The sequence below is a fragment of the Bradyrhizobium sp. CCBAU 11361 genome, from assembly GCF_028128935.1.
In the GTDB taxonomy this organism is placed as follows: Bacteria; Pseudomonadota; Alphaproteobacteria; order Rhizobiales; family Xanthobacteraceae; genus Bradyrhizobium; species Bradyrhizobium niftali.
On the sequence record NZ_LBJZ01000026.1, the window covers coordinates 127,685 to 140,241 of the forward strand.

The following is a 12,557-nucleotide window of genomic DNA, read 5'->3' on the forward strand; positions in this document are numbered from 1 at the left end:
TGCCTTCTCGATGCTCAAAATAGCTACCTCTTCATCGCGATATTCCAATCGATATCGAATCCCGCAGCCTGCAATTCACGGCTCAGGGCCTGTTTCCACGCCCCGCCGGCATCGAATGGTTCATAGACAACGCCTCCAAAGTCGGACGGCACTTCAATATCGCCGCGCTTGAGCGCACAGACACGTGCTCGTCCGAGGCGGCCTATGAAATACCCCAATTCGAGCAAGACGTTCTGACGCGCGCGGGGTTGAAGATCATCGCTGTTCTTCATGCCGCCAATGTCATCTGGCGTCAGCAAAATGACGGCAAAGCCGACTTCGCCGTGCGCTTCAATCTTCTCAATAATGGTGCGGCCTTGGTTGGCCTGTTCGTGCAGAATGATCGCCTCGAACCCGAGCTGTTCAAGAAACCGGGCGACGGACTCGCGCGCGCCCTCATCATGGCCGTGGACGATGAAGACCTTGCGTGCTGCCGGACCGGAGCGGAGCGGTAGCAGAGTGGCTTCTGTCGTACCTGTGACCGTCTTCACGTGCTCGATGTAGTCCCGGGCAAACGGAACGATCATCTGCGCGGCCATGTTCTGCACGTTGGCCGTCAGCTTGTTCCCGGCATAATAAAACGTGTGTGAGAAATCCATGGCCACATCAGGGGTCTCGGCGAATCTGTCGATCAGGAGAATGACCAGACCGAGCTCTCTCTGCGGATCGCTCGGCCATTCCAACGCAGCAGTGCCGACCATGCCGCCTTGTGTCGCTTCTCCTGACTTAATCCAGCCATCAAGATCGAGATCCGTCACCAAGGCGCTCGAAATCGGTTCGAGCGTCTCCGAATGAATTAGGCGCGACAGCTTCTTGATGTGCCGGTCGAACGTATTGAATTCGGCCGAGCGCAGGTCGTTCACGGTGTTTTCGATCTGCCTCAAAATGCCTTGGTCCACATTTCCGCCCACCGTCTTGTCTCCGTCGGTTGGTCTCGCCGCTGCTGCACGCGCTAGAATGTCTTCTTCATATTTCTGCTTGAGCTCAGCCACGAGGTTATCGACCATGGCGCTGCTCCGAAAGCCGCTCACCTTTTGGTCAATCGCCAGTTTCATGTCGGCGATCGCGCGCTCGACGCTTGTTTGATCGTGGGCATCAAAGTTGACGGTCGCAAGCCTGCCGTCGAGCGCTTCGGCGACCTGGCTGAGAAGCGTCATCTCGCGCTGAAGATCATCCAGTCCCTTGATCTTGAACCCCATGGGTGCTCCTGCGAATCACGTCGCAGCATGACCTAATCCCGATATTGAAGGGAGACATCAGCAACTGAGTAAGTGAAGGTTTGGTGTCCGTAAGTGATTGTTCGAGATAGAGAATTGCGAGGGTGATAATGCATTTACGAAAAATGTGCGTCTACTTGGGTTTCGATTTGAGATTTAGGGTCACCTTGTTGCAGGCGCAACGCAGAGACTCGGGGATTGGTTTGGGCGATGCGTAAAGCCACGAGCCACAGTCATCGCAGCGAAAGCATTCGAGCAGGCTCTTGAAGGCGGCGATGACGGGTTCAAAATCCTTTTTGCCGAAATTGGCCCATTCGTTGTAATGAACCGCCTTGTTGACGGCCCACTGTTCAACGCTGCGTGCGCCGTTTGACTCGGATAGCGCCGTCTTGCGGCTAAGAGCCTCCTCCTTTGCCGCGATATTACCCCAGGATTGGGCGGCATCCCCAGCTTTGCCGCAGAGTTCTTTCATGCGCACCAGAACGCTCGGGAGTAGTTCACCAAGCTCGTAATTTCCGTCACTTCGGAACGCAGGCCGCGCCGCCAGCTGGTCTGCCAGGTGCCGAGACGCATATTCAAGATGATGACGCAATCCATGAGCGGCGGTTTCAACCTTGCCGCGCGAAAGTGCGGCCGCGATTTCGTCCCAGATTTCTTCATTTGATTCGACAAGCGGACCTGTATCAACGGTCCAGCTGTGAAATGCGAGCGATGTCTTGGTGGTAACCAGGCCTGCCGAGCGCATCTGCTCCGCCCAAAGGCGGTCGTGGGTCGTAATGATGAACTGGGTATTGGGGAAATATGATTTAAGCAGCTTGCAGAATTGATAACGATGTCCGGAATCGACGGACATGACCACGTCGTCAAGCAATGCAAGCGTGAAGCGATCTCCGAAAAGACGCTTCATGAGCGCCAGATAGAGGCATACGCCCATCCCGTCCTGATGGCCTTCACTGTGATAGGCCCCCGGCGGAAACAGGCCGCGTTCGTAAAAATTGACGTTAAAATCCAGCTTGCCCTCGCTTGGGCTGAGCTTCGCCGTGAATTTCACTTCGTCGTCTTCGTTGACCGCCTTATAGTAGGTGCTGAAGTCCTTTTCGACGCTGTCATAGAGCGCATTGAGTTCGGTCTCCATGACATCGCAGTAGGCGTCATACGCGGTTTTGCCGAGCTTGGCTGCTTTCTGGGCTGCGGTGCCTTTACGCATAGCCTCGCGATAATCATCGAGGCGCAACTGTGCCGTCGTAAGAAAAGTATGCGCGTCTACATGGGTTGTCTGGTCGGGTTTCGCGTCCACGGCGGCCCTGATAGCAACGAGCATTGTTGCGAGCTGCCCCGGTAGACCATGCCAGCCGCGTTCAAGCCGCGATTTCATGCCGGCAAGGCCCTGCAGGTCGGAGAGGCCGCCTTTGAAGGTCTCAATATCTTGCGCCCAGCCATCAAGCAGCAAGCGGGTGGCATCATTGTGCTCGGCTGCGATTTTGACAACTGGTGCAATGAGCCCGCCCAGCCGTGTGCTGTATTGTGCGAGCGTCGAACCAGCGCCGAGCATCTCGGCCTGAAGCTTGGCGGCTTCTCCAGATTTCGACAGCTTCGTTTCCAGATGCTTGCGCAGGTGATCTTCATTATCCCAGGAGTGATCACAGAGTGGACACTCGGCGCCGTCTAACAGTTCAAGGCCCTTCTCGATCAGAGCGCGGCGCTGAAATGCATCCAGAAGCGATGGGTCGGCTTCAAGGCGGGAGATGGCTGCTAAAATGACTGTGGCGGGTTCTGCGCCGGCAGGCCCAATCTTCTCCAGGGCGCCAGAAAGGGCGTCAAGATCGCGCAATTGGGATGCCTTGTTGAACTCTGGCAGTTTATCGCCGCCGGAAAGTCCCGCATCGAGCTTAGTATTCGCTGCAAGGGTCGCGATCTCCGGCAGCCCAAGAGCCTTTCGCCGCGCATTGACCGCGCTGAGGAGGTCAGGCGCGCGGAATTCCGCAATCTGTAGATGCCGCTGCAGCGTGTCCCGACTGGTATCGACCTGTGTCGACGCCAGCTTTTGCGCGGATTGAAGTCTGTTGGCTGCGGTGTTCAGGGCCGCGCGCGTCTGGCCGATCTCATCAAGCTTCAAGATCGCCTGAATCTCTTCTGACCGTTTGGTGGGTTCGATCAAGATGAAGCGTAGGATGTCCCGGCGCGACAGTGTAATTTCGGGATGTCCGGCGATTTCGTCGAAGGCCGCCCGGATATCAGGTTCGTCGGGATTGATCGTCGGCTTTTTTGGAGCGGAAACTTTACGCGTGATGGTCGCCGCTTTCCCAAGTTCCTGGAAATGGACGGTCAGGCTGACGAAGGCCGCATCAGGAAATTTGGTCTTGTCGACATGAGGCCCATGCTCGGCCACGGATAGGCCCTTGGTGCCGGCACCGGTCAGACGACTCATCTTGCCTGTGAGCGCGAACTCGATTGCATCGATCACGCCGCTCTTACCAGATCCATTGGGGCCGGAGACCGAGAACGTATCCTTGCCGAACGTGATATCCAGCTTGCGGATGCCACGTACCTCTTCGATATGGGCGCTCTCGAGCTTAATCATTCGATGTCGCCGGCATCATCAGACGCGAACACCTTGGCGAAATCGTCGGCCTTTGGCTTCTTATCGGCCGCCAAGAGAACGGTAATCTGCTCGATCTTTTTTGAATCGAAGTCCGCGTCCTCGGCCAATTTGGCGAGAAACTTCTCTGCAATCGTCTTCTGCAACGTGCTCATAAGCCAATCTCGGCGATTCGCAGATCTTACCTGCTATTGAAAAGATATCTTAGTCAAGTTCTGCCGCGATTCGATGATGCGCGGATCCTCGCAGGTACTGTCACAATACCACAGTGGTCGTTAAGGATGGCTCACGGCGACCGGTTTGCCGCAACGATTCAGATTGTCGCGCTGCTCGACGATGCGGATAATGCATACATGCCGACGTAGATCATCTTGCGCTCAGGGCACGGGGGCGTCACCTGATCGTCGTCTTCGTCGGTCACGCCGCGGGCCCGATTGGATCTTCCTTGACGCCGCGGGCGACGATCCGGAGCGACCCATCCGGAAGCGGCCGCTGCAGCTTGAGTGCCTCGTCGCTAGTTGCGGTCATCCAGGTCTCGACCTCGTCCGGCGTGGTCAGGATCACGGGCATCGCCTTGGGGTGGATGGCGCCGACCTCGGCGTTGGGCTCCGTCGTCAGGAACGCGAAGATGTCATTGGTGGTTTCGCCTTCCTTGACCTTCCCGACCGACGTCCAGTTGGTCCAGATGCCGGCGAAGCAGGCGAGGGGTCGGGTCTCGTCGAGCGCGAACCAGATATCGCCGCCCTCGGCCTTGTTGAACTCGCTGAAGGAGTTGAACGGCACCACGCAGCGGTTCTCGGCTCCCAGCCATCTCGTCCAGTGCTTGCTCTTCACGTTGCGGATGTTCGTCGTGCCGCCGTCCGGCTCCATCCGTAGCAGCTCCTTGAAATCGACGGTTTTGCCTTTGGCCTGCAGCTTCTCGGCTCGTCTCTTGGTGGCGTCCATCAGCGCCTTTGATGACGATGGCATGCCCCACCGCGCCTTGGCGAGTTCGCGGCCCTCGGCACCGTTGCGCACGATTGGCGCCTGGTAGTCCGGAAAAAACCCCTGGCATCGGCGCCAGATTGCCGACGTATCGTTTCACGACGCGGAACAACGCACTGATCGCGGCTTGGTTGGTCGTGATCGAGTAGAGATTGCAGATGTGGACGGCCCCCCACTTGTCAGGATGGTAGCAGACTTTTGACCTGATCGCTTGCTATCAGATGTCCGGCCTGTTTGCGCGGACAAAGTCCGCTGGCCAAGATGGTGTTCGCTACGCACGCTCCAAGCACATAGGCGACCTTGATGATGCCAGTGTAATCTACGGAAGCTCGCGCGTATCGACCGATCGGTCCTTCCATCTACTGCGTCCTGCAAGTTCGTGGGCTATCCGCCGAGCAACTCGCTCGCGGTGCCGATTTCAGATCAGACGGGCATGGCGGCTACCGGTCGGTTGTATACTCCGCCCGATATCATCAATCGCCAAGCGATACGGGCGAACTTGTTGGCCAAGGCCACCGCCACCAATTTCGGCGGCTTTCGCTCCAGTAGCGATGCAAGCCAGGGTGTCGGCTTATGACGGCCCTTTCGAATGTGCCTTAGCAGCGCGGTCGCGCCGACAATCAACGTCGATCGGAGCATTGAGTCTCCGGCCTTTGTGATTCCGCCATATCTTTGCCGGCCGCCCGTCGAATGATCCTTGGGTGTCAGTCCGAGCCAAGCGGCAAAGTCGCGGCCTGACCTGAACGTCTCCGGCGGCGGCGCCTTCATGCTTAGCATGGACGACCCAATCGGACCGACGCCGGGAATCGTCGCGATCCGCCTGCTGACATCATCGTCGCGGTGCCACCTCATCAGCTTGGCTTCGATCTTTGCCAGGCGGGCTTCGACCGTGGCATATTCCTCTGCTTGGAGTCGGAAGAGATCCTTTGCCATTTCCGGTAAGCTATCATCCTCGAGCACCCGCTTGATAAGTTGCGCGACATTCTGCCGACCGGCGGGGCCGACGATGCCAAACTCAGCCGCATAGCTCCTGAAAGCATTGGAAAGCTGCGACTTCACGCTGACCAGGCGTTCCCGCACAGTCATTAACATGCAGGCCGCTTGGCGTTCCTTCGATTTGACCGGTACAAACCGCATACTCGGCCGGGTGACCGCCTCGCACAGCGCTTCGGCATCGGCCGCGTCGTTCTTGCCGCGCTTAAAGGTCGATACCGATACCTTCATCGAGGTGACCAAGGAGGAGCTCGAGAACGTCGCGCTGGAATCGACGCGAACCATCGAGATCGACGAGTTCGTCGACCGCAGCGAGATCGATCCGCGATATCTCATTCGCCCCTACTACCTGCGTCCTGACGGTAAAGTCGGGCACGATGCCTTCGCCGTCATTCGGGAAACCATCCGCGAGATGAACAAGGTCGCAATCGGTCGTGTGGTGCTGACCAATCGCGAGCACATCATTGCGCTCGAGCCGCTCGATAAAGGGTTGATGGGAACGCTGTTGCGCTATCCCTACGAAGTCCGTTCCGCGGATGAGTATTTCGATGATATCCAGGACGTCAAAGTCACCAAGGACATGCTTGATCTCGCCAAACACATCGTCAACCAGAAGGCGGGCCACTTCGAGCCGGACAAGTTTGAAGACCAGTATGAAACCGCCCTCATCGATCTCATCAACCAGAAGCGCGCCGGCAAGCCCATCACCGCGAAAGCACGTCCGCGCGGTGAGAACGTGGTCGATCTGATGGACGCGCTGCGCAAGAGCATCGGAGGAGGCGCGGCGGCAGCGACAGAGGCGCCGAAGAAGCCAGCCAAGAAGGCGCGCAAGGCGGCGGCCGGGCAAAAGGAAATGCTGATGCCAATTACCGGCAAGAAACCGGCCAAGGAGGCTGCAGCAAAGAAGCCGGCGGTCAAACCGCAGCGGAAGTCGGCTTAAGCTTGTCGTGAAGCATCCGGTGACGCCGGACGGTCGTTATTTCGTCGTCCGCAGCAAGCTCTGGCGGATGGCGAACCCGGATCTCGACCAAGCCGAGCGTACAGATCTCGTTAGTCGGCTCAAGGCAGCTCGCCGGGCGGTGCGTGAAGCCAAGAAGGCAGCTGACCGCGAGGCGGAAGCCGCCGCGCACGAGATCGTGGACAAGGTCACGCAAGCGCTCGGCGAGCGCGGTCCGGTTAGGTGGGATGACGGTATGCCGGATTACAACCGGTATATGGCGAAGAACACTCCATGTGCTGACTGGTATGCGGGCCTTGCTCGCGTCGACCACGGAGGACGGTGAATTGCCGAAAGCCGCAATCTTCGACTTGGACGGTACGCTTCTGGATTCGGTGGATCTCCACGCGATCGCATGGCAGGAAGCTCTGCTCAAGTTCGGCCACGAGGTGAGCTTCGAGCAGGTGAGAGGCCAGATCGGCAAGGGCGGAGACAAACTGATTCCCGTCTTCCTGTCCGACGGTGAACAGAAAGACCACGGCAAAGAACTGGAAGAGTGGCGCGGCAATCGTTTCAAGACCGAGTATCTGCCCCTTGTGCGTCCCTTCTCGGCCGTCCCGGACCTGTTGAGGCGCGTGCGCGAGGCGGGACTTCAGGTCGCTGTTGCTTCCTCGGCCAAGAAGGATGAAGTCGACAAGTATCTCGATATCGCAGGCATCACCCATCTGGTCGATCTAAAAACTTCTTCCGACGACGTGGAAGAATCCAAACCCGCACCGGACATCTTCGAGATCGTTCTCAAGAAGCTCAAGCTCGAGGGCGCCGACGCCGTCGCTATCGGCGACACGCCGTACGATGCGGAAGCGGCGGGGAAGGCGGGAGTTCGTACGGTGGGCGTACTCTGCGGAGGCTTCACGGAGGACGAATTGCGGAAAGCTGGGTGCGCCGAGGTGTATCCGGGACCTGCTGCGCTTCTGGCCTGTTTCGAACGTTCTTTGTTGCGCAAGTAGCCAGTCGCCGCTCCTCAGATCTTCCGCCGTTGCTTAATACTCGGTCTGCGCCGCAAAATAGGAGCGATATGGCAGCGTTGACAAAGATTACCAAGCGATGGACGTTGAGCGCGGGCATTTTGGCCTACCGGAAGGGCGCTCGCGGGCTCGAGGTCCTGCTCGTTCACCCCGGCGGTCCGTTCTGGCGCAACAAGGACGAGGGCGCCTGGTCGATTCCGAAGGGCGAAATCGATGCCGCGGATGCTCCAGAGCAGGTCGCGCGGCGCGAGTTTGCCGAGGAACTCGGCACCAGCGCTTCGATTGGTCCACTCCAGCCGCTGGGGGAGATCCGGCAGCGAGGAGGGAAGCGCGTCATCGCATTCGCAGGCGAAGGCCATTTTGACCCGACTGCGCTGACCAGCAATACCTTCGATATCGAATGGCCGCCCCGAAGCGGTCGACGGCAGAGCTTTCCCGAAGTAGACCGCGCGGAATGGTTCGATATCGAGTTCGCACGGACCAAGATGCTGTCCGCTCAGGTAGAACTTCTCGATCGTCTTTTGGCGATCGCGGCTGAGGGCTACGGAAAATGATGTTCAGGATTGGAATCATTTCGGACACGCACGGCCTGTTGAGGCCCGATGCGGAACGAGGCCTGACGGGCGTCGATCACATCATTCATGCCGGCGACATCGGGCACCCCGAGATCGTCGACGCGCTTCGCCGGATCGCGCCTGTCACCGCCATCCGTGGAAACGTGGATAGTGGCGAGTCGCGAATACCCCGACACGAACCTTGTGCGCTTGGCGAGAAAGTCGATCTACGTTCTGCACGACCTGAAGATGCTGCAGGCCGACCCCGGCGCCGGTATCGACGTCATCGTCTCCGGGCATTCCCACGTGCCAAAGATCCACACGGTCGGTGGCGTTCTCTATCTGAATCCCGGCAGTGCGGGACCCCGACGCTTTAAGTTGCCAGTCACGCTTGCGACGCTCGAAGTCACGCCTGAGGGCATGCGACCGGAAATCCACGACCTTGGAGGGGACTGAACACACGACCGCGGAGGGAATTCACAGCGGAGGAGGTGAAGGCGTCAATTCGTTTTGCCGGTTACTTCCGAACGGAATCGCTATTTGCGCGAACGTTCTCGCTCGCGCACGACATCCTTCGCCCGCTTGTCGGACCTGAGCCCGAGGTAGACGGGCTGGCGCAGTTCGCGCTTGCTTGTCCACTCCGCAAATTTGACCTCGGCGACCAGCGAAGGCCTGACCCAGGTCGTGGCGGCCTCGTCCTTCACTTTGGCAGGAAAGGGTGACTTAGGGGTCGTCAGCTTCACGAGCTTGGCATGGAGGTCTTCCAGGGCCTTGTGGCTAAAGCCAGTGCCGACATGTCCGATGTAGCGCCATGCGTCATCTTCCCTCACGGCGAGGACCAGGGCGCCGAAGAACGGCCGAGTGCGCCTTGGCGCCGTGAAGCCGGCGATCACCACTTCCTGGCGCTTTGCCGTCTTGATCTTCAGCCAATCCGGGGTTCGGTTTCCGGACGCATACGCGCTGTCGGCGCGCTTCGCCATGATGCCTTCGAGACCCTTCCGCTGGGCCTCGGCGAAGAATTTCGTGCCGTTCGCTTTGCGGTGATGGCTGAAGGCGATCAGCTTGTCGCGCGGCAGTATAGTTCAGTCGCTTCTTACGCTCGAGGAGAGGCTGCTTGCGCAAATCCACTCCGTTCTCAAACATAAGATCGAAAGCGCAATACAAGAGCTTCGCTTCATGGCGCAGCGCGTTTTGAAGCAGCTGGAAATGCGAGACGCCGTCCTTTCCGATCGCGACGAGCTCGCCGTCGATCACGGCGTCGCCCTTCACGCCCTCCAGCGCTTTGGCGACCTCGATATAGCTACGGCTGATGATCTTGCCGTTGCGGCTGTAGAGCGCAACCTTACCCCGCCGGATTTCCGCGATCATGCGGAAGCCGTCGTACTTGTCCTCGAAAACCCAGTCGGGGTCGTCGAACGGCGCGTCGGTAAGAGTAGCGAGCATCGGCTGCAGGCGCTTGGGCAGGGTCGACGTCCGGCTCATTCGAGGCCAATCCTTAAGAGCGCGTTGCGAAATGCATGGACGTCCTTCAAGGATGAGGGAACGCTTCGAGGCCGCGTGGTGTTCCGCACGTGCCGCGGCACGGCGAGCTGGACGATTTCGGTAAGGGCGGATCAGGCCGATGGCCAGAAAATTGAAGACCTATCAGACCTCGCTGGGCTTTTTCGATCAGGCGATCGCCGCGCCATCCATGAAGGCGGCTCTGGAGGCGTGGGGCGCCGACAGCAATCTCTTCCACCAGGGCGCGGCAAAGGAGAGCCACGATCCGGACGTCGTCGCCGCGACCATGGCAAAGCCCGGCGTCGTTCTCAGGCGTCCGGTTGGAACCGACCGACCCTTCAGCGAGCATGCCGAACTGCCCACCGATCTTGGCGGTACCGGGCCAACGAAAGCCGCCCGCAAGTCGAAAGGTCCTGGGCCGAAAGGGCGTTCGTCTCGCCCAGTCGACAAGGCGGCGGAACGAAAGGCCGCTCTCGCCTACGAACGAGAGCAGAAGCGTGTCGAGCGCGAACGGGCGAAGGAAGAGGCCGCCAGGCAGAAGGACCGTGAACGGCGTCAGGAGGCCATCGACAAGGCGCAGGCTGCGTTGGACAAGGCCGAGCAGGAGCACGGGAAGCGGGCCGCCGTCATCGAGGCTGAGGTCGAGGCTCTCGAGAAGAGATTGCAAGCCGAAAAAGCCCGCTGGGATAGGGAGAAGGAGCGATTGGAAGCTGCGCTGCGGCGCGCGCGAGGTTAGTCTTTGGCCGTACCCACGGGTGCGGCCAGCGGTCCCTTCAAGCGTTCATCGTTCGGGATCTGGCACGCGTGCTGCAGCTTGGTTCAACGCGGCCCGGTCACGTCGGTCCTCAGGAGTGAGCTCCATGACTGCGTGATGTAGCTCGGCCGGAATCGTCAGGTGACTTTCCAAGGGCTTGTTGGCCCACTGCCAGAAGCGATCGAATGCATCCATCACAGGTCCTCCCGCAGGCCCCGGAAGAACGGGTGCCGGACCTTTCCCTCGGCCGACTTAGCGCGATACTCGATCTCGGCCAGAAGCTTGGGTTCAACCCAGATGCCCTTGTGGCCGATGCGCTTGGCATAGGGCTGGGTCTTTCGGATGAGGGGTTTAAGACGCTTCTGCAGATCGGCGGCCGAGACCTTGTCGAAGCCGTGGTCGACCTTGCCGGCGTAGACCAGATCGTCGCCCTTGCGCCGGCCGACGTAGAGCCCGTCCCACTTCGTACCATCGAGCGCGAAGCCGGCAATGGTCAGCGTTTCTCGCTGCGCGCAGGTCTTCTTGACCCAGTCGTTCGTGCGTCCCGTCGGATAGGCGCTGCCCCTGACCTTTGAGACGACGCCTTCGAGGCCGAGCTTGCAGGCGTGTGCGAACATCTCCCGGCCGTCGATCTCGAAACTTTCGCTGAACTGGATGTCGGAGCCGCTCAGGATCTTCTTAAGTTCGGCCTTGCGCTGAAACAGCGGTAGCTTCCGGATATCGCAGCCGTTCAGATAGAGCAGATCGAACGCCACAAGCACGATGCTCGTCGACTTGCCTTTGAGTTCGTTCTGCAGGACCGAGAAGTCGGTGGTCCCATCGGCGGCCGGTACCACGATCTCGCCGTCCACCACAGCCGAGTTCGCTTTGATCCGCCAGGCGTCATGGGCAACCTTCTTGAAGCGATGCGTCCAATCATGGCCGCGCCGGGTGAAGATCTTCGCAGCCTCGTTAGCCAGATGGACCTGGACACGGTATCCGTCGAACTTGATTTCGTGAATCCAGCGCTCTCCGGAAGGCACCTTCTCGATCGAGGTGGCCAAGGCCGGTTCGATGAAGCCGGGGAAGGGCGCCTTGACGCCGATGGCCGCCGGTTTTCGACGCGCAAACGCCACTGACAAACTCCACGCTACAAACCGATTCAAATTGGCACAGTTCGAATAGTTCCGGAACCTGCGAATGCCCGTCGCGTTGCTTCGATGTCACAACAGGAGGCACCCATGGCGGTAGCGAAGAAGAAGACGGCGCGCGGGCGAAAACAGGATCGGGCGAGGGTAGCTGGCGGGCAGGGCTACGAAGTGCAGTACGAGGCGAAGAAGACCGGAAAGTCGGCACCGGCAGTGAAAAAGGCCGTCAAAAAGGTCGGCAACGCGCGCAAGCGCGTGGAGAAACGGCTAGGCCGCTGAGGCAGAGGCCTAGGTTGGCGTCAGTGTTCGGCGCCGATCCTTCTAGTCAGGGGGGCATTCTGGGCAGGTGTCACCGATCGAGTTCAGCACGTCGCGAACCTCGGCGGCCGCTGCATCAGGGGAGACCCCTGCTGGCGGGTCTTCACGGGCGATATCGATCGCTCGCTCCCATGCATGCGGATCCGCTCGGTCCTGCATCCAGCCGTGCTCCTCGCACTCGCGGATGGCGCCAGCTTCCTGGAGCACGTGGATCGCCCATCCGCGCATCGTCCGTATCGCCGGCCTTCGTTCACTTGTCATCAGCATGGAAATGGCTCCTGAACGGCGAATCGTTTTGTCCGTCATTCGTTCCGGCTGCTAACACATGGCTGGGATTCGCAATGCCGGGAGCTCAAGGTTTGACGGACGCGCAGACACCCAGTCCCTGAACTTAGTCTTCCTGGCTTTTCGTTTGGGCGCGTGCGGCAAGTGCCGCACCGGGCTCTCGTGTTGGGGTGGACGGCCCCCTTCCGCCACACTGCGTGGCAAGATGAGGTCGTCGCTGAC

Annotated in this window: 11 protein-coding genes and 5 pseudogenes; 7 read left to right on the forward strand and 9 right to left on the reverse strand. The window is 59.5% G+C overall.

All coding sequences use genetic code 11. The features are described from left to right. Positions 1 to 23: 23 nt before the first annotated feature. From XI08_RS09590 to XI08_RS09610, 5 genes and pseudogenes are all read right to left on the reverse strand, one after another. Positions 24 to 1,238: a nucleotide-binding protein gene (locus XI08_RS09590; protein WP_271574230.1), complete on the reverse strand. Its 1,215-nt coding sequence runs from the start codon at positions 1,236 to 1,238 to the stop codon at positions 24 to 26. A gap of 151 nt (positions 1,239 to 1,389) precedes the next feature. Beyond that, the gene (locus XI08_RS09595) at positions 1,390 to 3,837 is read right to left on the reverse strand and encodes an AAA family ATPase (protein ID WP_271574231.1); all 2,448 of its coding nucleotides are present in this window, start codon (positions 3,835 to 3,837) and stop codon (positions 1,390 to 1,392) included. Further along, on the reverse strand, positions 3,834 to 4,001 hold the full coding sequence (locus XI08_RS09600; protein ID WP_271574246.1) for a hypothetical protein: 168 nt from the start codon (positions 3,999 to 4,001) through the stop codon (positions 3,834 to 3,836). Before XI08_RS09600 ends, XI08_RS09595 begins: the two co-directional genes overlap by 4 nt. Before the next feature lie 271 nt (positions 4,002 to 4,272). Then, positions 4,273 to 4,999: pseudogene (locus XI08_RS09605) on the reverse strand (SOS response-associated peptidase). A gap of 263 nt (positions 5,000 to 5,262) precedes the next feature. Beyond that, a pseudogene (locus XI08_RS09610) lies at positions 5,263 to 6,039 on the reverse strand (IS110 family transposase); the annotation flags it as partial. A 1-nt stretch (position 6,040) separates the two neighbouring features. Between XI08_RS09610 and ku the strand changes: the two are divergent. The 5 genes and pseudogenes from ku to XI08_RS09635 form a co-directional block, all read left to right on the forward strand. Further along, positions 6,041 to 6,772: pseudogene (ku, locus tag XI08_RS09615) on the forward strand (non-homologous end joining protein Ku); the annotation flags it as partial. Between the two features lie 7 nt (positions 6,773 to 6,779). Then, entirely contained in the window at positions 6,780 to 7,115 is a 336-nt protein-coding gene (locus XI08_RS09620) for a hypothetical protein (RefSeq protein ID WP_271574233.1), read from the forward strand. Beyond that, complete coding sequence (locus XI08_RS09625; protein WP_271574243.1) at positions 7,078 to 7,779, forward strand: HAD family hydrolase; 702 nt, start codon at positions 7,078 to 7,080, stop codon at positions 7,777 to 7,779. The genes XI08_RS09620 and XI08_RS09625 overlap by 38 nt, the downstream gene beginning before the upstream one ends. 68 nt (positions 7,780 to 7,847) lie before the next feature. Further along, the gene (locus XI08_RS09630; protein WP_271574234.1) at positions 7,848 to 8,351 is read left to right on the forward strand and encodes an NUDIX domain-containing protein; all 504 of its coding nucleotides are present in this window, start codon (positions 7,848 to 7,850) and stop codon (positions 8,349 to 8,351) included. Continuing rightward, positions 8,348 to 8,807, forward strand: a pseudogene (locus tag XI08_RS09635) (metallophosphoesterase family protein). Before XI08_RS09630 ends, XI08_RS09635 begins: the two are co-directional and overlap by 4 nt. An 80-nt stretch (positions 8,808 to 8,887) precedes the next feature. Here XI08_RS09635 and ligD (XI08_RS09645) read toward each other — a convergent pair. Further along, positions 8,888 to 9,833 (reverse strand): annotated as a pseudogene (ligD, locus tag XI08_RS09645) (non-homologous end-joining DNA ligase). Between the two features lie 139 nt (positions 9,834 to 9,972). On the opposite strand from ligD (XI08_RS09645), the gene XI08_RS09650 reads away from it, so the two are divergent. Next, the gene (locus XI08_RS09650) at positions 9,973 to 10,587 is read left to right on the forward strand and encodes a cell envelope biogenesis protein TolA (protein ID WP_271574237.1); all 615 of its coding nucleotides are present in this window, start codon (positions 9,973 to 9,975) and stop codon (positions 10,585 to 10,587) included. Positions 10,588 to 10,632: 45 nt separating this feature from the next. Here XI08_RS09650 and XI08_RS09655 read toward each other — a convergent pair whose 3' ends face one another. Both XI08_RS09655 and ligD (XI08_RS09660) read right to left on the reverse strand, forming a co-directional pair. Beyond that, on the reverse strand, positions 10,633 to 10,800 hold the full coding sequence (locus tag XI08_RS09655; protein WP_271574238.1) for a hypothetical protein: 168 nt from the start codon (positions 10,798 to 10,800) through the stop codon (positions 10,633 to 10,635). Then, a complete protein-coding gene (gene ligD / locus XI08_RS09660; protein ID WP_271574239.1) occupies positions 10,800 to 11,720 on the reverse strand; it encodes a non-homologous end-joining DNA ligase in 921 nt (306 codons plus the stop codon). The genes XI08_RS09655 and ligD (XI08_RS09660) overlap by 1 nt, the downstream gene beginning before the upstream one ends. Positions 11,721 to 11,825: 105 nt before the next feature. Here ligD (XI08_RS09660) and XI08_RS09665 point away from each other — a divergent pair, with 105 nt between their 5' ends. Beyond that, the gene (locus tag XI08_RS09665) at positions 11,826 to 12,011 is read left to right on the forward strand and encodes a DUF3606 domain-containing protein (RefSeq protein WP_271574240.1); all 186 of its coding nucleotides are present in this window, start codon (positions 11,826 to 11,828) and stop codon (positions 12,009 to 12,011) included. A gap of 42 nt (positions 12,012 to 12,053) precedes the next feature. Here the strand turns inward: XI08_RS09665 and XI08_RS09670 are convergent, their stop codons facing one another. Next, positions 12,054 to 12,317, reverse strand: coding sequence for a hypothetical protein (locus XI08_RS09670; protein WP_271574244.1), 264 nt, complete (start codon positions 12,315 to 12,317; stop codon positions 12,054 to 12,056). Positions 12,318 to 12,557: the final 240 nt, after the last annotated feature.

Bases quoted from the DNA above. Each gene is read 5' to 3' on its own strand.
- XI08_RS09630 (WP_271574234.1), top strand. From the start codon at position 7,848: ATGGCAGCGTTGACAAAGATTACCAAGCGATGGACGTTGAGCGCGGGC.
- XI08_RS09670 (WP_271574244.1), bottom strand. From the start codon at position 12,317: ATGCTGATGACAAGTGAACGAAGGCCGGCGATACGGACGATGCGCGGA.
- XI08_RS09650 (WP_271574237.1), top strand. From the start codon at position 9,973: ATGGCCAGAAAATTGAAGACCTATCAGACCTCGCTGGGCTTTTTCGAT.
- XI08_RS09655 (WP_271574238.1), bottom strand. From the start codon at position 10,800: ATGGATGCATTCGATCGCTTCTGGCAGTGGGCCAACAAGCCCTTGGAA.
- XI08_RS09625 (WP_271574243.1), top strand. From the start codon at position 7,078: ATGCGGGCCTTGCTCGCGTCGACCACGGAGGACGGTGAATTGCCGAAA.
- XI08_RS09590 (WP_271574230.1), bottom strand. From the start codon at position 1,238: ATGGGGTTCAAGATCAAGGGACTGGATGATCTTCAGCGCGAGATGACG.
- XI08_RS09665 (WP_271574240.1), top strand. From the start codon at position 11,826: ATGGCGGTAGCGAAGAAGAAGACGGCGCGCGGGCGAAAACAGGATCGG.
- XI08_RS09595 (WP_271574231.1), bottom strand. From the start codon at position 3,837: ATGATTAAGCTCGAGAGCGCCCATATCGAAGAGGTACGTGGCATCCGC.